This is a genomic window from Agrobacterium sp. 719_389 (genome assembly GCF_900188475.1).
GTDB classification, from domain to species: Bacteria; Pseudomonadota; Alphaproteobacteria; order Rhizobiales; family Rhizobiaceae; genus Agrobacterium; species Agrobacterium radiobacter.
Genome location: NZ_FYEM01000008.1, coordinates 142,773 through 159,022, shown reverse-complemented (window position 1 = coordinate 159,022; position 16,250 = coordinate 142,773). Strand labels below are relative to the sequence as shown.

The 16,250-nt window shown below is 60.7% G+C and carries 20 protein-coding genes; all 20 read right to left on the bottom strand.

The annotated features are described in order from the left end of the window. Positions 1–52: 52 nt before the first annotated feature. The 20 genes from CFB10_RS16025 to CFB10_RS15930 all read right to left on the bottom strand — a co-directional run bounded on the left by CFB10_RS16025 (position 53) and on the right by CFB10_RS15930 (position 16,242). A complete protein-coding gene (locus CFB10_RS16025; protein ID WP_020011583.1) occupies positions 53–724 on the bottom strand; it encodes an urease accessory protein UreF in 672 nt (223 codons plus the stop codon). A gap of 3 nt (positions 725–727) precedes the next feature. Next, positions 728–1,213 carry an urease accessory protein UreE gene (ureE, locus tag CFB10_RS16020; protein ID WP_020011584.1) on the bottom strand — a complete coding sequence of 162 codons (486 nt, stop codon included), beginning with the start codon at positions 1,211–1,213 and terminating at the stop codon, positions 728–730. A 275-nt stretch (positions 1,214–1,488) separates the two neighbouring features. Then, on the bottom strand, positions 1,489–2,025 hold the full coding sequence (locus CFB10_RS16015; protein ID WP_020011585.1) for a peroxiredoxin: 537 nt from the start codon (positions 2,023–2,025) through the stop codon (positions 1,489–1,491). A gap of 143 nt (positions 2,026–2,168) precedes the next feature. Further along, positions 2,169–2,840: a TIGR02117 family protein gene (locus tag CFB10_RS16010; protein WP_020011586.1), complete on the bottom strand. Its 672-nt coding sequence runs from the start codon at positions 2,838–2,840 to the stop codon at positions 2,169–2,171. A gap of 9 nt (positions 2,841–2,849) precedes the next feature. Further along, complete coding sequence (ureC, locus tag CFB10_RS16005) at positions 2,850–4,559, bottom strand: urease subunit alpha (RefSeq protein ID WP_020011587.1); 1,710 nt, start codon at positions 4,557–4,559, stop codon at positions 2,850–2,852. Positions 4,560–4,563: 4 nt separating this feature from the next. Beyond that, positions 4,564–5,208, bottom strand: a complete 645-nt coding sequence (locus tag CFB10_RS16000) for a hypothetical protein (protein ID WP_020011588.1) — start codon at positions 5,206–5,208, stop codon at positions 4,564–4,566. A 4-nt stretch (positions 5,209–5,212) separates the two neighbouring features. Continuing rightward, positions 5,213–5,635: a lysozyme inhibitor LprI family protein gene (locus tag CFB10_RS15995; RefSeq protein WP_020011589.1), complete on the bottom strand. Its 423-nt coding sequence runs from the start codon at positions 5,633–5,635 to the stop codon at positions 5,213–5,215. A gap of 3 nt (positions 5,636–5,638) precedes the next feature. Then, complete coding sequence (locus CFB10_RS15990; protein WP_020011590.1) at positions 5,639–5,995, bottom strand: GFA family protein; 357 nt, start codon at positions 5,993–5,995, stop codon at positions 5,639–5,641. Position 5,996: 1 nt separating this feature from the next. Beyond that, positions 5,997–6,302, bottom strand: a complete 306-nt coding sequence (locus tag CFB10_RS15985; RefSeq protein WP_003510142.1) for an urease subunit beta — start codon at positions 6,300–6,302, stop codon at positions 5,997–5,999. Positions 6,303–6,321: 19 nt separating this feature from the next. After that, complete coding sequence (locus tag CFB10_RS15980; protein ID WP_020011591.1) at positions 6,322–6,579, bottom strand: DUF1272 domain-containing protein; 258 nt, start codon at positions 6,577–6,579, stop codon at positions 6,322–6,324. Between the two features lie 9 nt (positions 6,580–6,588). Beyond that, positions 6,589–6,891, bottom strand: a complete 303-nt coding sequence (locus CFB10_RS15975) for an urease subunit gamma (RefSeq protein WP_004443305.1) — start codon at positions 6,889–6,891, stop codon at positions 6,589–6,591. Between the two features lie 110 nt (positions 6,892–7,001). Continuing rightward, a complete protein-coding gene (locus CFB10_RS15970; RefSeq protein WP_020011593.1) occupies positions 7,002–7,853 on the bottom strand; it encodes an urease accessory protein UreD in 852 nt (283 codons plus the stop codon). Then, a complete protein-coding gene (locus tag CFB10_RS15965) occupies positions 7,760–9,013 on the bottom strand; it encodes a PHB depolymerase family esterase (protein WP_034501293.1) in 1,254 nt (417 codons plus the stop codon). Before CFB10_RS15965 ends, CFB10_RS15970 begins: the two co-directional genes overlap by 94 nt. Positions 9,014–9,255: 242 nt before the next feature. Beyond that, entirely contained in the window at positions 9,256–9,951 is a 696-nt protein-coding gene (urtE, locus tag CFB10_RS15960; protein WP_020011595.1) for an urea ABC transporter ATP-binding subunit UrtE, read from the bottom strand. Positions 9,952–9,965: 14 nt separating this feature from the next. Further along, positions 9,966–10,484, bottom strand: coding sequence for a hypothetical protein (locus CFB10_RS15955; RefSeq protein ID WP_020011596.1), 519 nt, complete (start codon positions 10,482–10,484; stop codon positions 9,966–9,968). A gap of 76 nt (positions 10,485–10,560) precedes the next feature. Then, a complete protein-coding gene (urtD, locus tag CFB10_RS15950) occupies positions 10,561–11,322 on the bottom strand; it encodes an urea ABC transporter ATP-binding protein UrtD (RefSeq protein ID WP_020011597.1) in 762 nt (253 codons plus the stop codon). Positions 11,323–11,326: 4 nt separating this feature from the next. Further along, positions 11,327–12,499, bottom strand: coding sequence for an urea ABC transporter permease subunit UrtC (gene urtC, locus CFB10_RS15945; protein ID WP_020011598.1), 1,173 nt, complete (start codon positions 12,497–12,499; stop codon positions 11,327–11,329). After that, positions 12,496–14,109 carry an urea ABC transporter permease subunit UrtB gene (urtB, locus tag CFB10_RS15940; RefSeq protein ID WP_026363913.1) on the bottom strand — a complete coding sequence of 538 codons (1,614 nt, stop codon included), beginning with the start codon at positions 14,107–14,109 and terminating at the stop codon, positions 12,496–12,498. The genes urtC and urtB overlap by 4 nt, the downstream gene beginning before the upstream one ends. Positions 14,110–14,408: 299 nt before the next feature. Beyond that, the gene (gene urtA, locus CFB10_RS15935; RefSeq protein ID WP_020011600.1) at positions 14,409–15,698 is read right to left on the bottom strand and encodes an urea ABC transporter substrate-binding protein; all 1,290 of its coding nucleotides are present in this window, start codon (positions 15,696–15,698) and stop codon (positions 14,409–14,411) included. Positions 15,699–16,035: 337 nt separating this feature from the next. Continuing rightward, a complete protein-coding gene (locus CFB10_RS15930) occupies positions 16,036–16,242 on the bottom strand; it encodes a DUF2735 domain-containing protein (protein WP_020011601.1) in 207 nt (68 codons plus the stop codon). Between the last annotated feature and the right edge of the window lie 8 nt (positions 16,243–16,250).

Here is a 16,250-nt window from a genome sequence, read left to right as displayed (position 1 = left end):
GAGAAGAAACAAGCAGCATCCGCTCGTTCAATAAGATCGTCATACAGCACGATCAGGACCGGAAAAGCCGGGTGCCCTGCGTTTCATGCCGCATCGCCGCTGTGTCAGCGATGATCGTCGCACTGCCGAGATCATCGAGCGTGGATTGCATCGCCCGCGCCGCCATCTCCGCGATGATCGCTTCACTTGCAGCCAGAATGGCGACACCATCCTTCTGTCCCGCGACCCCGAGGCGGATGCCAGCCGACACGACCTGCGAGACGCCGGCGTGCGAAAAGGCGGCAATCGTGTCCCTTATCGGCACCGCATGACCGGCGGCGACCGCCCCGACAGCGATGGGATAGGGAACGTCTTTGGGCAACACGTCCAGAACCGCATGCGGCCAGGCGCCGGCGGCGGCAACGAAGGCATCGCCCAGAAGCACCGTCTCGCGGTATCGCTCCGCCGAACCGGCCAGCGCTCGCGCCAGATCGGCCGTTTCGCTCAAGACGGCGGCGTCCTCGGCATTGCGCCAGGCATGTGCCAGAAACACCGCATCGTTCCACAGGCTGCCGCAGCGCAGAAGCGTTTCGAGCCAGTCGCGCAGAGCCGCCGCATCCCCGACGCGCCGATCCTCCACCGCCTTTTCAAGTCCACCGGAATAGGAAAAACCGCCAACCGGAAAGGCAGGCGACATCCAGGCCATGAGCCGCAGCAGCGCGGCAACGCCGCGATCTTCGCTCACGGCTCAGCCGTGATCGTGATGGTGGTGGCCGTGATCATGGCCGTGGGAATGCCCGCCATGGGCATGATAAGCGCCACGGGCCGGCTGGAAAGGCTCTTCGACATCACGCACGGTAGCGCCAAGACCTTCCAGCATGGCGCGGATGACGTGGTCACGCAGGATGAGAATACGCTCCTCCTCGATCTGCGCGGAAAGATGCCGGTTGCCCAGATGCCAGGCAAGCTCGATCAGGTGAAGGCGATCCTTCGCCTTGATTTCGAAGAGCTTTTCGTCAGCCGCGCGGACCTCGATCAGGTCGCCGTTTTCCACCACGAGAAGATCGCCATGGGCAAAAAGCACCGCTTCCTTCAGGTCCAGCATCACCATCTCGTCATTCTGCAGATGCAGCAGCTTGCGGCGAAGATGCCGCTGGTCATGCGCCAGAGTGACATAACCGGAAGGTTCGTCGGCGGGGGTTCCGGCCGGATGATAGGAGGTGACGCGCAGCATGGGATGATCCGTTTCAGAAACAGTCTTGGGGTTACGATTTTTGACGGATAGACGGGGGGATTTCAAGGCACGATTTCGGGACACACGGCCGCCAGAACGACAAAGCCCGGCATTGCTGCCGGGCCAAGCGTAAACCTTTTTCCACCTTCGACGTCATCCTGAGGCTTGAGCCGAGGGTCCACACCTCAAGGGTGAGGATGACGGAGGAGAGATTTTCGCCTCCTGTCGATACCCGCGAAGACACGACATCGCTGCCGGGCCTTCCAAACCCACAATCAGGCCGCGGCACGGCTCTTGAGGTTTTCCAGAATGTTCTGCGGCGCGGAAACGCCATAGGGGTCGGATTCGCAATTGTCCTGATAGCCCTCTTCCTCGAACCACTGCTCGACGACGCCATCATTGACGACGGCGGCGTAACGCCAGGAGCGCATGCCGAAACCGAGATTGTCCTTGGCGACCAGCATGCCCATCTTGCGGGTGAACTCGCCCGAACCGTCAGGAATGATCTTGACGTTTTCGAGGTTCTGGCCCTTGGCCCAGGCATTCATGACGAAGGCGTCGTTGACCGACAGGCAATAGATTTCATCAACGCCGAGCGCGCGGAATTCCGGCGCCAGCTTTTCGAAATCGGGGAGCTGGTAGGTCGAGCATGTCGGCGTGAAAGCGCCGGGCAGCGAAAACAGAACGACCTTCTTGCCCTTGAAATAGTCGTCTGAGGTCATGTCCTGCCAACGGAAGGGGTTCGGGCCGCCAACGGCCTCATCACGAACGCGCGTGCGGAAGGTAACGGCGGGCACTTTTTTGCCGAGCATGTCTTGTCTCCTGTTCTGGCGTTTTACAGGGATCACTTGGGATCGATCCCTGCGGAATTCTTTTGCCGTTTCCATAACGCAAGACGCGCTGCGGTGCAGCATAAAAATAGGTTTCGCCAGAGGAAAACAGCGGCTTGCGAGCATCAATCATGCAGCGCCACCGACCAGCGCAGAAACGGCGGCAACGGTGTCCACCAGCCGGTGCGAATGTCGGCCTCACGCAACATGGCAGCCGACCATGTATTGCAGCCGACAAGGGCGTTGAACCGGCCATTCGCCTCGAAAAACGCATCCGTCAGGCCATAAGCGACACCCGGTATCAGCAGCACCTTGCCATTGTCTCGCGAAAAGCTGGCACGAATGGCCGTCACCAGGCGCTGATACCCGGCTTCGGAAATGCGAAGCCGCTTTACCCCGGCAAGATCGGCGGGAAAATCTCCCGTCACATCCACATGCATCACCGACTGGTCAAGCGTCAGCGAGCGCAAGACCGGCATGGGCTTCAGATCGGCCCAGGTGGGTGTCTCGGTATAAAACGACCGGCCGCCCCAGCCGAACACCAGATAGGCGGCCGCCGGGTGGTTGACGGCAATGCCGTCCTCCTGCAATTCGGAAAAGACCCGCCGCAGATCGTCATCGATCGGCAGCGCAATATCGGTGTGGATCGGGTTGGATAACAGCAGGATTTCGCGGTCTTTCACGCCCCCGCTCACCTCATCGGCAAAGAACGGGCGCGGCAGGACAGTACCGAGCAGAAGGAGCAGGAGGATCAGCAGCGTGCCGCCGCCGATCCACCTTGTGATAAATCTCACCATGAAATGCCGTTAGAACAGGAAATAACGCTGCGCCATCGGCAGCACCGTGGCCGGCTCGCAGGTCAAAAGCTCGCCATCCGCCCTCACCTCATAGGTTTCCGGATCGACCTCGATATGCGGCGTCAGCGAATTATGGATCATTGACGCCTTGGAAATGCCGCCGCGTACATTCTTCACCGGCAGCAGCTTTTTCGCCACGCCGAGGCGCTGGGCAAGGCCGGCGTCCAGCGACGCCTTCGAAACGAATGTGACCGAGGAATTGGTGCGCAGCTTGCCATAGGCGGCAAACATCGGCCGGTAATGCATCGGCTGCGGTGTGGGAATGGAGGCATTGGGATCGCCCATCGGGGCTGCGGCAATCGAACCGCCGAGCAGCACCATCTCCGGCTTCACGCCGAAAAAGGCCGGGTTCCACAATACCAGATCGGCGCGCTTTCCGACTTCGATGGAGCCGATCTCATGGCTGACGCCCTGGGCGATGGCGGGGTTGATTGTATATTTGGCGATGTAACGGCGGACGCGGAAATTGTCGTTTTCGCCGGTCTCCTCCTTCAGGCGGCCGCGCTGGCGCTTCATCTTGTCGGCGGTCTGCCAGGTGCGGATCGCCACTTCGCCGACACGGCCCATGGCCTGACTGTCGGACGAGATGATCGAAAACGCGCCGATATCGTGAAGAATATCTTCTGCAGCGATGGTTTCCTTGCGGATGCGGCTTTCGGCAAAGGCGATGTCTTCAGGGATGGACGGCGACAGGTGGTGGCACACCATCAGCATGTCGAGATGCTCCGCCAGCGTATTGACGGTGTAAGGCCGCGTCGGGTTGGTGGAGGACGGAATGACGTTCGGGTTGCCGCAAACCTTGATGATATCAGGCGCATGGCCGCCGCCCGCACCTTCGGTATGGAAGGCATGGATGGTGCGCCCCCTGATCGCGGCGACGGTGTCCTCCACGAAACCGCTTTCGTTCAGCGTATCGGTGTGGATCATCACCTGCACGTCGTATTCATCGGCCACCGTCAGGCAATTGTCGATGGCGGCAGGCGTCGTGCCCCAGTCCTCATGCAATTTCAGCGAGGAGGCGCCGGCAAGGATCATCTCTTCCAGCGGTGCGGGCAGCGAGGCGTTGCCCTTGCCGGCGAGCGCGAGATTCATCGGGAAAGCATCGAAGCTTTCGATCATGCGCTCGATATGCCATGCGCCGGTGCAGGTGGTGGCGAGCGTGCCATGCGCCGGGCCGGAACCGCCGCCGAGCATGCAGGTCACACCGCTCATCAGCGCTTCTTCGATCTGCTGCGGGCAGATGAAGTGAATATGCGCATCCATGCCGCCGGCGGTCAGGATCTTGCCTTCACCGGCAATCGCCTCCGTCGAGGGGCCGACGATGATCGTCACGCCCGGCTGTGTATCGGGGTTGCCCGCCTTGCCGATGGCGTGAATGCGGCCGTTCTTCAGGCCCACATCCGCCTTGTAGATACCGCTGTGGTCAACGATGACGGCATTGGTGATGACGGTGTCGACCGCCCCTTCGGCCCGCGTCGCCTGGCTCTGGCCCATGCCGTCGCGAATGACCTTGCCGCCGCCGAATTTCACTTCCTCGCCATAGGTGGTGTGGTCCTTCTCGATCTCGATGAAAAGCTCGGTATCGGCAAGGCGCACCTTGTCACCCACGGTCGGGCCGAACATGCCGGCATAGGCGGCGCGGGAAATCTTGTATGGCATGGGTTCAGGCTCCTTCGGACGCGGAGAAAATCGATGTGGGAGAAATTCGTGTGAGCTGGCCCTCACCCGCAAGGGCTTCGACCAGCTGTTGTTCGGCGGCAAATGGATGGCCGCTCCAGCCCTGATGGCCGAAACCGGCAATCGCCACTTCGTCACCACCGCCGCTCACGTTCTCAAGAACATGGGCGATGGCGACAAGGCCGGTGCTGGGGCAGACATAGGGCGCAGGCGCATAGGTTTCGAGCGCAGCATCGAGCCTTTCATGCACGCCGCGCGGAATGACGATGTGGCTCTTGCCGGTTTCGCGGGCGATGGCGGCAAAGCTTTCGGTGTAATCAGCGCAGAAATCGGTCAGTTCGGGCCAGCGTGCGCGTATATCAGGTTCCATTTCGGAAAACTTTGCCGGATCACGGACGGACCAGATGGCAGCGGCCTGCCGCACACCGTCGCTCTCGCGCCATTCGGCGCCCTCGGTCATCTCGAGGCCCGGCCGCCCGGTGTTGCACACGGCCACCACATCGGTGCGCGTACCGCCCAGCCCCAGCGACCGGCAATCATTGAAGCGGATGACGATGTCGGAACGGTCGATGAAATCAGCCACGCCCGGCGGCAGTTCCCCGTTTCCGACGATCGTGATCCGCCGCCCCATGCGTTCAGAAACCTTCCGACAGCTGACGCAGTTCTTCCGCCCGCTTGCCGCTCATATCGGCGAGGCAGGAGGAAATCAGCATCGGTTCCATCGAGCCGCCACGCGCCTGAAAGCCTGAAAGCGCACAATTGGCGTCACGAAACGCCACCCAGGCGCGCTGGGCAGTCACCAGGGCGTCGGTCGCACCCTTGCCATCCGCCTGCGCCGTCTTGTCGCGCTCGGTGAGCAGCTTGCGCAGCTTCTGATATTCCGCGTTCAACTGCTTGTCGGCCTTTTCGTAATCCTTGCCGGCGCAGATGGTCATGTCCGCCTGCGTCTGCGGCGCCTTGCAGTCCGGCTCGCTCTGCGCTGCGGCCGGCGTGGAAAATCCGGCGGCCGCGCTGAGAAGTACGGCCGCCATGAAGACCTTGTTTCGGCTCATCTCCATCGCTCAGGCCGCCGCGCCGTCGAAAGCCTGCGGCTTCAGCGCCCGGGGATCAACACCATCAAGACAATTGGCGTTCACTGCCACCATCGGCGTTCCATCCGGCCCGTCGGCATAAGCAAAGCTCTCGATGCCGCAGGTGGAGCAGAAAAGATGACGGATCTTGTGTTTGTTGAAGAGATATTCCGCCAGCGTGTCCTCGCCGGAAAGCAGCGTGAACTTGTCACGCGGCGCGAAGGCGAGCGTGGAGCCAAGACGCTTGCAGCGCGAGCAATTGCAGACAACTGTGTGGTCGAGGTCGGCATCGACCTCGAAGCTGACGCTGCCGCACTGGCAGCTTCCGTGATAATGCGCCGTCGCCATTTCATAACCTCCCCATGACCTGTTGACGGAAACCATAAACCTCACGCTTGCCGGAAAGCGGCACCAGCGTCACCTCCCGCTTCTGGCCGGGTTCGAAACGAACCGCCGTGCCCGCGGGAATATCCAGACGCATGCCGCGCGCCCTGTCGCGATCGAAGATGAGACCCGCATTGGTCTCGAAGAAATGATAATGGCTGCCCACCTGCACCGGCCGGTCGCCCGAATTGGCCACCTCGATCGTCACCGTCGGCTGGCCGGCATTGAGTTCGATGGTGCCTTCTGCGGCAATGATCTCGCCTGGTTTCATGGTGCTCCCCTTGTCTTTCTCAAGCGGCCGTGGCTGCCGCGCAGCCTTCCGCCTTCAGCACCCGCTTCGTCGATGCCGGGTTGTTGATGAGCTTCGCCGCCGGACGAACGGGCCTGCGAACCAGCTCGCCGCCGCAATTCGGGCAGGCGCCGTGAAGCACATCCGTCACGCAGTCGACGCAGAAAGTGCATTCGAACGAACAGATCATCGCATCCCTGTCATCGGGCGCAAGATCACGGTCGCAGCATTCGCAATTGGGCCGAAGTTCCAGAGCCATATCAACCCCTCAACGGATCGGTTCGTGAACGGTCACCAGCTTGGTGCCATCAGGAAAGGTCGCTTCCACCTGCACATCATGGATCATCTCGGCGATACCATCCATCACCTGATCGCGGGAAATGACATGCGCGCCCGCCTCCATCAGGTCGGCCACGGCGCGGCCATCGCGGGCGCCCTCGACCACGAAATCGGTAATCAGCGCAATCGCTTCGGGATAGTTCAGCTTCACGCCGCGTTCCAACCGGCGGCGCGCCACCATGGCGGCCATGGAAATCAGCAGCTTGTCTTTTTCTCTTGGGCTAAGGTTCATCGTGGTCCCGCAGCTTGGCGCCTGCCCCCGCAAACAGCGTGATTGCGGCAGGCAGATCCGACGTGTTGACAGACCCCGAAGGACGCCTGTCGCGGGGCAACCTTAAGGGTTTACAGATTCCAGACTTTCGGCACTGGCGCGCCGTTTCGCAAGAGCGAAATGATCGGAAAAAGCAATTTTCTCAAGGAGAAACCATCTTCGGCAGAGACGCGAACGACAAGCTTGCCCTGCCATTCGCTGGCGCCGCCGCTTTCACCGGCAATAGCCCGGATTTTAGGCAGAAGCGCCTCGGCCAGCGGCCCGATATAAAGAAGCGTGGCAAACGCCACCTGACCGGCCAGAACCGCCGGTTTCGCCGTCAGCGCCGCCACCTCGCCATGAAGCAGAAGTTCTTCCGCATGCACCAGCCTGCCCCCATGGCGAATACGCCAGCGGTCACGAAAAAGACCATGCGTCATCGCCTCGCCCATGGCCTTACGGCCGAGCAGCACGGCTTCGACGGCGATGAATTCGCAGGATTGATCGAGATCGGCTTCCAGCCGGCGGGTCAAGGAAGCACGGTCGAAGAGGATGGTTTCCTGCGGTAGCCAATGCAGCTTCGCACCCGGCCCGGCGGAAACGCGGGCGGTTACGGTGGCGGTGCCTGATGATGCCTTATAGACCTTTTCGCAGGCCTGCGTGGTCACAACAAGCGAGGTGCCGGCGCCGGCCGTGGCCTGCCATTCGATTTCGTCTCCGCCGGTCAGGCCGCCGGAGGAATTGATGAGGATGGCTTCCGCTTCGTTTGAGAAGGTTTCCGGCAGGCGGATTTTCGCGCAGCCTTCCTGGAACAGTTCGTCCAGCCGGCTGCGGCCTTCAACAGCCTTTGTTACAATGCGTCCTCTGCCACGGGCGCGTTGCTGCCGGACAGGTTGAGCGTCTTGGCGACCGGAAGGGCCGATGGCTTGCTGTTGCTGCTGCACGCGGTCTCCGAAACAGTTGCGGAAGCGGACGAGGTCTTGACGCCGCAATCCTTCTTGACGACGGCATCCACGACAAGCTGCCCTTCCGTATTGCGGAAGAAATCCCACATTCTTTCGGCCGCATCAACCGTGCGCGTCACTTCGCCTGTGGGCATCTTGCGCTCCACGGCCGGTTCCGCCTTCGGTGTCTGCTCGCCGCCCGGCTTGCGGGTGACAACGGCGTTAGCCGCCAGAACCTCGGCCTTCATGGTGGCGCGCGGCCAGGCGTGGTCCCAGTCGTTGATGACATAGGACTGGATGCGTGCGCCAGCCTTGCAGACATCATAGGAATTAACGGTGAAGCTCTCTCCCACCTTGCTTTTGGCAGCGCCCTTGCACCCATCCATTTCGGCCCAGCGCTTCAACGCCGTTTCGCCGCCATATTGCCAATAGGACTTGCCGCCGCCCTGATAGGGATTGGCGGGGTCTTTCAGCCCGGCAAAGGCGATGATCGACATTGGCCGCACAGGCTGGCAGCTTGCCGCATCCGGTCCCCATTTGCCTTCCGTCTCCAGCGGATAACCGGCGCGCAGCGAAGCAACGAAGCCGGCAGCGTTAAAATCCGCGTTGCCGCTGCAGATGAATTGCGACAGCATGCGCCCGCCGCCGGAATAACCGGAGCCATAAAAACGCTCCTCATCCACGCAGAACTTGCCCTTCACCATGGTAATGGCGTCGCGGATGAAACCGACTTCATCCAGCCCGCCCGGCCGCTTGGTGACACCGGGAACATTCCAGGCATGGGTGCCCGGCAATTCGCCGTTCAGGCTGCCGGCCAGCGCCACGACCATGAGACCGTCACGCTCGGCAAGCTTGTCCCAGCCGCTGCGGTTCAGCTGACCATGCGGATTGCTGTTGGAACCATGGAAATCGAACACGACCGGCAGCGGCTTATTTCCATCATAGGCCGATGGAACAAAATAGACGCCGTCGCGTTTTTCACCGTTGGAAAGAATGGAAAAGTCGTGCCGACCCGGTTCCATGCCGGGGCCAATACCCTGACCGCAGGTCGATGCCGACGCTGCGGCCCCTGCGCCTGCGCTGATCACCAGCCCGAGGAACAGTCTGCGTGCGGAACGCACCAACCGGGAAGCCCGGCCCACTGCAAAGTCTTGAATCATTGACACGCCTTTATTGGCACAGTTTCCCGACGATACGTCGAGCGTGCGGGAAATGTAAGGGATCAACAGTCGCGGCGTGCGAATAGACTTCTTCTGTGTCTCGCATGCAGCATTTCATGCGCCCAATACCATAGGCTTTTACTTAATGAAACGCTAAAATCACGCATGAAAGCCATGCACAGGCGCATAGACTTTCAAAATATTAATCGGCCGTTTTTATGCCGTGATCGGCGCACGCAACATTACACCGTCAGATGCCGCCGCGCTTCCGGCGTATCCAGCGTTTCGGCCAGCCCCTCATGAACGATTTCACCGCGATCCATGATGTAGACGTAATCGGCAAGCTCGCGGCAGAAATCCAGATATTGCTCGACCAGCAGGATCGCCATGCCTGTGGAGTCGCGCAGATATTTGATCGCCCGGCCGATATCCTTGATGATCGACGGCTGGATGCCCTCCGTCGGCTCGTCGAGGACGAGGATTTTCGGCCGTGTCACCAGCGCCCGGCCAATCGCAAGCTGCTGCTGCTGGCCGCCCGAGAGATCGCCGCCGCGCCGCGACAGCATGGTTTGCAGCACCGGAAACAGGCTGAAAATATCGTCCGGGATAAAACGCTCCCTGCGCGGCAGCGGCGCATAACCGCTCTCCAGATTTTCCTGCACGCTGAGCAGCGGAAAGATTTCCCGTCCCTGCGGCACGTAACCCACCCCCCGCTTCGCCCTTTGGTAAGGTGCGAGCCCGTCAAGCGCCGCATCGCCGAAACGGATGGCGCCGGCGCTGGTGGGCTGCTGGCCGGTGACAGCACGCAAGAGCGAACTTTTGCCGACGCCGTTGCGGCCGAGAACACAGGTGATCTTGCCCATCTCGGCCTTGAGGGAAACACCGCGCAGGGCTTGCGCCGCGCCATAGTGGAGGTTGATGTTTTCGACTGTCAGCATTTCACCCACCTGTTCTAATTCAATAATGTTCGTCGCAAGGCCTGCAGAGCGAGATCCTGCTCGGAGGTCTTGTCACCCCCCACTCGGCTAACCTCTTCGGCGATATCGATCAGTTGGCGTCTTTCATCGAAATCGAGCGTATTTGCCCATAAATCGCGAAACCTGCGAATTGGGTCTTCGGGATTAACGACATTTCTGGACGCCCACTCTCCAAAGACGATAACTTCCTCCATATCCGCTGGCGGGACGATGCCTTTCATCCTGTCGCGAACGACATTTTTGGCCACGTCGAGATACATCGGCTTTTCGTTCGCAAGGCACATGAAGAATGCCACCGCAGCGATAGCCGGATCGCGAATGGAGGCTATCGGAGCGACTTCGGCCTTCTTCCGAAACGATCTGCGCTTATAAGCGCCGCGCATTTTTTCGACGGTATCGATGATCTCGCTACCCGCCTCACGCGCCATTTTCAGCCGCCAATACCAGACAGCCGCACCGCCGATTGCCATAACCAGAATTCCGATCAACGCCATCAAATCAACTCCAGATCTTAAATTTTTCAACTTAAATCCGGTTATTATTACAGGCACAAGTAGAAGAACACTCTTTCTAACGCCCCAGATAATTCTCGATCACCTTCGGATCGCTGGACACAAAATCGATCGACCCTTCGGCCAGCACCGAGCCTTCGGCAAGACACGTCACCTTCACGCCCAGTTCGCGGATGAAGCCCATATCGTGCTCCACCACGACAACCGAACGGGTCTTCGCGATCTCCTTCAAAAGCACGGCGGTTTCCGCCGTCTCTGCATCCGTCATGCCGGCGACAGGCTCGTCCACCAAAAGCAGCTTCGGTTCCTGCGCCAGCAGCATGCCGATTTCCAGCCACTGTTTCTGGCCGTGCGATAGGTTGGCGGCAAGATCGCCGCGGCGGTGGCCGAGACGCACGGTGGCGAGGATTTCCTCGATGCGCGCCTTGTCTTCCTCGGTCAGCCGGTAAAACAGCGTCGCGAAGACGCCGCGCTTGCGGTTGAGCGCCAGTTCCAGATTGTCCCAGACGGTGTGGCTTTCGAACACCGTCGGCTTCTGGAACTTCCGCCCGATGCCGAGCTGGGCGATATCAGCCTCGTCCTTTTTCGTGAGATCGATGCTGTCTTCGAACAACACCGTACCCGTATCCGGCCGCGTCTTGCCGGTGATGATATCCATCATCGTCGTTTTGCCCGCGCCATTCGGGCCGATGATTGCGCGGAGTTCACCGGGCTCCACCACGAAGGAGAGCGAGTTGAGGGCCTTGAAACCATCGAAGGAGACGGAGACGCCATCGAGATAAAGCAGGCTCTTGGTTCTGTTTTCGGAAACCGTGTTCATGGGCTTACTCCGCCGCCTGTTGCGCAACCGCGCTGTCGTTGCCGGGCTGCTGGGCAGCCCCTGCCGCCCGCGCGACCCGCTTTTCGCGACGCCCGACGAGATAATGCTGCACGGTGCCGACAATGCCCTTCGGGAAGAACAGCGTCACCGCGATGAAGAGACCGCCCAGAGCAAACAGCCAGAATTCGGGGAAAGCACCGGTGAAATAGCTCTTGCCGCCATTGACCAGAACGGCGCCGATGATCGGCCCGATCAGCGTGCCGCGCCCGCCTACCGCCGTCCACACCACCACTTCGATGGAGTTGGCGGGGGAGAATTCGCCGGGGTTGATGATGCCCACCTGCGGCACGAACAGCGCCCCGGCAATGCCCGCCATCATGGCTGACACAACGAAGGTGAAGAGTTTGATGTTTTCCACCCGGAAACCGAGGAAACGCACCCGGCTTTCGGCATCACGCACGCCCACCAGCACCTTGCCGAATTTGGAATTGACGATGCCGGAGGCAATCAGCAGCGAAAGCGCCAGCATCACCGCCGTCATGGCGAACAATACGGCGCGCGTGCCATCCGCCTGCACGGAAAAGCCGAGGATGTCCTTGAAATCGGTGAGGCCATTATTGCCGCCGAAACCCATGTCGTTGCGGAAGAAGGCAAGCAGCAGGGCGTAGGTCATGGCCTGCGTGATGATGGAGAGGTATACGCCGTTGACCCGCGAGCGGAAGGCGAACCAGCCGAACACGAAGGCGAGCAGGCCGGGCACCACCAGCACCATCAGCGCTGCAAACCAGAACATGTCGAAGCCGTGCCAGAACCACGGCAATTCCTTCCAGTTGAGGAACACCATGAAATCGGGCAGCACCGGATGGCCATAAACCCCGCGCGTGCCGATCTGCCGCATCAGATACATGCCCATGGCATAACCGCCGAGCGCAAAGAAGGCGGCGTGGCCGAGCGAGAGAATGCCGCAGTAACCCCAGACGAGATCAAGCGCCAGCGCCAGGAGCGCATAGGCCAGATATTTGCCGAGCATCGACATGATGTAGGTCGGGATGCGAAACGCGCTGTCAGCCGGCAACAGCAGGTTGGAGGCGGGCACCAGCACGGCAATGGCCAGAATGATGCCGATGGCGATGGAAATACGGCGATCGAGCGCGCGCAGGAGGAAGCCGGTAATCATGCTTCGATCGCCCTTCCCTTGAGTGCGAAGAGACCGCGCGGCCGCTTCTGGATGAACAGGATGATGAGAACGAGCACGAGAATCTTGCCGAGCACGGCGCCGACCGTCGGCTCGAGAAACTTGTTGAGCACGCCGAGCGACAGCGCGCCGACCAGCGTTCCCCAGAGATTGCCGACGCCGCCGAACACCACCACCATGAAACTGTCGATGATGTAGCTCTGGCCGAGATTGGGCGAGACATTGTCGATCTGCGACAGCGCCACGCCCGCAAGGCCGGCAACGCCCGAACCGAGCGCGAAGGTGAAGGCATCCACCCAGGGCGTGCGGATGCCCATGGAAGAGGCCATGCGGCGGTTCTGGGTCACGGCGCGCATCTGCAGGCCGAAGGCCGAGCGCTTCAAAAGCACCAGCAGCGCGAAGAATACCGACAGCGAGAAGCAGACGATCCACACCCGGTTCCAGGTGAAATTGAGATAACCAACGCTGAAGGAGCCGGACATCCAGCCGGGGCTGCCGACCTCGCGATTCGTGGGGCCGAAGATGGAGCGCACGCCCTGTTGCAGGATGAGCGAAATGCCCCAGGTGGCGAGCAGCGTTTCCAGCGGCCGCCCGTAAAGGAAGCGGATGACGCCGCGCTCCATGATGAGCCCGACGCAGGCCGTCACCAGAAAAGCGGCTGGCAGCGCAATGGCGAGCGACCAGTCGAACAGGCCGGGGAAGTTCGAACGGATTACCTCCTGCACCATGAAGGTGGAGTAAGCGCCGATCATCACCATCTCGCCATGGGCCATGTTGATGATGCCCATGACGCCGAAGGTGATGGCAAGGCCGATGGCCGCAAGCAGCAGCACAGAGCCGAGCGACAGGCCGTACCAGACATTCTGCGCGTAATCCCAGAAGGCAAGCGCGCTTTCAATGCTGGAAATGGCCTCGTCTATATCGGGTTTCAGGCTTTGATCGACGGAAGCGGAGGCCGCCATCAGAATGCCGATGGCGTCACGCCCGCCCAGCTTCTTGATGGTTGCGATCGCATCCTTCTTCTCAGCGAGCGACCGGTCGGAGGAGAGCAGCGAGACAGCCCGCGCCTCCTCCATCCGGGTCCGCACCTCACTGTCGGTTTCCTTGGCGATGGCCGCTTCCAGCAATTCGAGATTTTCGGCGCTCGGGGCTTTCAGGACGGCGTCAGCCGCCGAAAGCCGCACGGATTTTTCCGGGCTGAGCAGCGTCAGCCCGCCCATCGCGGCGCGGATGACGCGGCGGAGATTGTTGTTGACCCTGATCTTCGAAACGGCCGCCTTGGGGGCTTCGCCCACGGTTTCGCCTGAAAGCGGATCGATCAGCGTGAAGTTGGACCCGGCGGCCCGCGTCATGAACACCAGATTGTCGGCCTTGCGGACATAAAGCTCGCCCGATGCGAAAGCCTCAAGCGCCGGCACCACCCGTGCGTCACCGGTGGCGGCAATCTGCCCGATCAACGTTTCAGCCTGCTTGAAATCCGCCGTGCCGAGCGCATCGATCAGCGCCTTTGGGTCGCTTTGCGCCATGGATTGGGCCGCGATCCCAAGGGTGAGCCAGAAAAAAACAGCTCCGAGAAAAGATCGGATAGTCATGTCGGTTCCTTAGAGCGTTTTTACGACGAGGTGCTTGAAATTGGCGAGACCAGAATATGCCGCCACCCCCCTCTGCCCTGCCGGGCATCTCCCCCTCAAGGGGGGAGATCGACCTGCGGCGAGGTCCCACCCATCTCGAAGCCCGAGAATGAAATGGCGGTAGTGCGTCCTGCTGATCTCCCCCCTTGAGGGGGAGATGTCCGGCAGGACAGAGGGGGGCATGCTGGCTCAGTTTCTAATGATAGAAGCGCAAATTGGCCCGCCCCTCTCGAGAGGGGCGGCCCCCGAACCGTCGCTAATCAGCTACCCTTGCCGCCGCACTTCCCACTGGCCACATTGAAGTTGCCGCAGGACATCGGCTTCCGCCAATCCGAGATCAAATCCTTCGAGTCCGGCAGATAATCCGACCATTCGTCACCCACCACCTGCGGCGTCTGCTGCACGATCTCAAACTGCCCGTCGGCCTGAATTTCACCGATCAGCACCGGCTTGGTGATGTGGTGGTTCGGCATGACGGTGGAGTAACCGCCCGAAAGGTTCGGCACCGAAACGCCGATGATGCTGTCCAGAACCTTGTCCGTATCCGTCGTGCCGGCGGATTCGACGGCCTTTACCCAGGAGTTGAAACCGATATAGGCGGCTTCCATCGGGTCGTTGGTCACGCGCTTGTCGTTCTTGGTAAAGGCATGCCAGGTCTTGATGAATTCGGCATTGACCGGCGCATCGACGGACTGGAAGTAGTTCCAGGCGGCAAGGTGGCCGACCAGCGGTGCGGTATCGAGACCGGCAAGTTCTTCTTCGCCGACCGAGAAGGCGACGACGGGAATGTCTTCCGCCTTGATGCCCTGGTTCGCCAGTTCTTTGTAGAACGGCACGTTTGCGTCGCCGTTGATGGTGGAGACCACGGCGGTCTTCTTGCCGGCCGAGCCGAACTTCTTGATGTCGGAGACGATCGTCTGCCAGTCGGAATGACCGAACGGCGTGTAGTTGATCATGATGTCCTCTTCCTTGACGCCCTTCGACATCAGGTAGGCCTTCAGGATCTTGTTGGTGGTCTGCGGATAGACATAGTCCGTGCCCGCCAGAACCCAGCGCTCCACACCTTCGGTGCTGGCGAGATAATCGACGGCCGGAATGGCCTGCTGGTTCGGCGCCGCACCCGTATAGAAGATGTTGCGAGAGGATTCTTCACCCTCATACTGAACAGGGTAGAACAGGATCGAGTTCAGTTCCTCGAAGACCGGCAGAACCGACTTGCGCGAGGAGGAGGTCCAGCAGCCAAAAACGGCGGCGACCTTGTCCTGCGAAATCAGCTGGCGGGCCTTTTCGGCAAACAGCGGCCAGTCGGAGGCCGGATCGACCACCACGGCTTCGAGTTTCTTGCCGAGCACGCCGCCCTTCTTGTTCTGCTCGTCGATGAGCATCAGCATGGCGTCCTTCAGCGTCGTCTCTGAAATCGCCATGGTACCGGAAAGAGAATGCAGCACGCCCACCTTGATCGTGTCATCGGCGGCGAAAGCGCCGTGAAAGGCGGTCGTGGACAGGATTGCGCCAAGCAGCGCGGCACTAAGCGTCTTGCGGAATATCATCGGAAGAACCCCTCTCCTTGTTTGGCCTCTCGTGGAGGCTCAGCGGCATCTGCGGCCGCTGCTGGGAGGGACTATCAATCTCGTGAGAGCGAAACCGTATACGTCAATTGACGTAGGCGGGGTGGCGAAAGATGCATGGGGGGAATAAGCTGAACCTGAAGGTGCTTGTCTGTGAAGCAGGAGGCCTCAGCTTGTTTCTTCTCCCCGCCGGGGAGAAGTCCGCGGCAGCGGGATGAGGGGGCGAGCGCCGCGATATACGGAGGGGTTGCCCCCTCATCCGACCCTTCGGGCCACCTTCTCCCCGGCGGGGAGAAGAAATGCGCAGCACGGTCTCACATCAGGAATGCGGCTTGTCGTTCCGCTCTTCGTCGCGGATCGCGTCGTCGTGATACCAGGAACCGAAGTCGATATGCGGCTCCCGCGCCTGGCGCTCGAGGTCGTTCAGGCTGCTGTTGCGGAACTTGGAAAGACCCGCGCGCCCGCCGACCGGGAATTGATAGATCGTTGCCGTCTCGCGATGAATGCCAGTTGCCATTTCGATCATCTCACTTT

Bases quoted from the DNA above. Each gene is read 5' to 3' on its own strand.
- ureE (WP_020011584.1), bottom strand. From the start codon at position 1,213: ATGCTGCGCGTCACCTCCTATCATCCGGCCGGAACCCCCGCCGACGAA.
- CFB10_RS16015 (WP_020011585.1), bottom strand. From the start codon at position 2,025: ATGCTCGGCAAAAAAGTGCCCGCCGTTACCTTCCGCACGCGCGTTCGT.
- CFB10_RS16010 (WP_020011586.1), bottom strand. From the start codon at position 2,840: ATGGTGAGATTTATCACAAGGTGGATCGGCGGCGGCACGCTGCTGATC.
- ureC (WP_020011587.1), bottom strand. From the start codon at position 4,559: ATGCCATACAAGATTTCCCGCGCCGCCTATGCCGGCATGTTCGGCCCG.
- CFB10_RS16000 (WP_020011588.1), bottom strand. From the start codon at position 5,208: ATGGGGCGGCGGATCACGATCGTCGGAAACGGGGAACTGCCGCCGGGC.
- CFB10_RS15995 (WP_020011589.1), bottom strand. From the start codon at position 5,635: ATGGAGATGAGCCGAAACAAGGTCTTCATGGCGGCCGTACTTCTCAGC.
- CFB10_RS15990 (WP_020011590.1), bottom strand. From the start codon at position 5,995: ATGGCGACGGCGCATTATCACGGAAGCTGCCAGTGCGGCAGCGTCAGC.
- CFB10_RS15985 (WP_003510142.1), bottom strand. From the start codon at position 6,302: ATGAAACCAGGCGAGATCATTGCCGCAGAAGGCACCATCGAACTCAAT.
- CFB10_RS15980 (WP_020011591.1), bottom strand. From the start codon at position 6,579: ATGGCTCTGGAACTTCGGCCCAATTGCGAATGCTGCGACCGTGATCTT.
- CFB10_RS15975 (WP_004443305.1), bottom strand. From the start codon at position 6,891: ATGAACCTTAGCCCAAGAGAAAAAGACAAGCTGCTGATTTCCATGGCC.
- CFB10_RS15965 (WP_034501293.1), bottom strand. From the start codon at position 9,013: ATGATTCAAGACTTTGCAGTGGGCCGGGCTTCCCGGTTGGTGCGTTCC.
- urtE (WP_020011595.1), bottom strand. From the start codon at position 9,951: ATGCTGACAGTCGAAAACATCAACCTCCACTATGGCGCGGCGCAAGCC.
- CFB10_RS15955 (WP_020011596.1), bottom strand. From the start codon at position 10,484: ATGGCGTTGATCGGAATTCTGGTTATGGCAATCGGCGGTGCGGCTGTC.
- urtD (WP_020011597.1), bottom strand. From the start codon at position 11,322: ATGAACACGGTTTCCGAAAACAGAACCAAGAGCCTGCTTTATCTCGAT.
- urtC (WP_020011598.1), bottom strand. From the start codon at position 12,499: ATGATTACCGGCTTCCTCCTGCGCGCGCTCGATCGCCGTATTTCCATC.
- urtB (WP_026363913.1), bottom strand. From the start codon at position 14,109: ATGACTATCCGATCTTTTCTCGGAGCTGTTTTTTTCTGGCTCACCCTT.
- urtA (WP_020011600.1), bottom strand. From the start codon at position 15,698: ATGATATTCCGCAAGACGCTTAGTGCCGCGCTGCTTGGCGCAATCCTG.
- CFB10_RS15930 (WP_020011601.1), bottom strand. From the start codon at position 16,242: ATGATCGAAATGGCAACTGGCATTCATCGCGAGACGGCAACGATCTAT.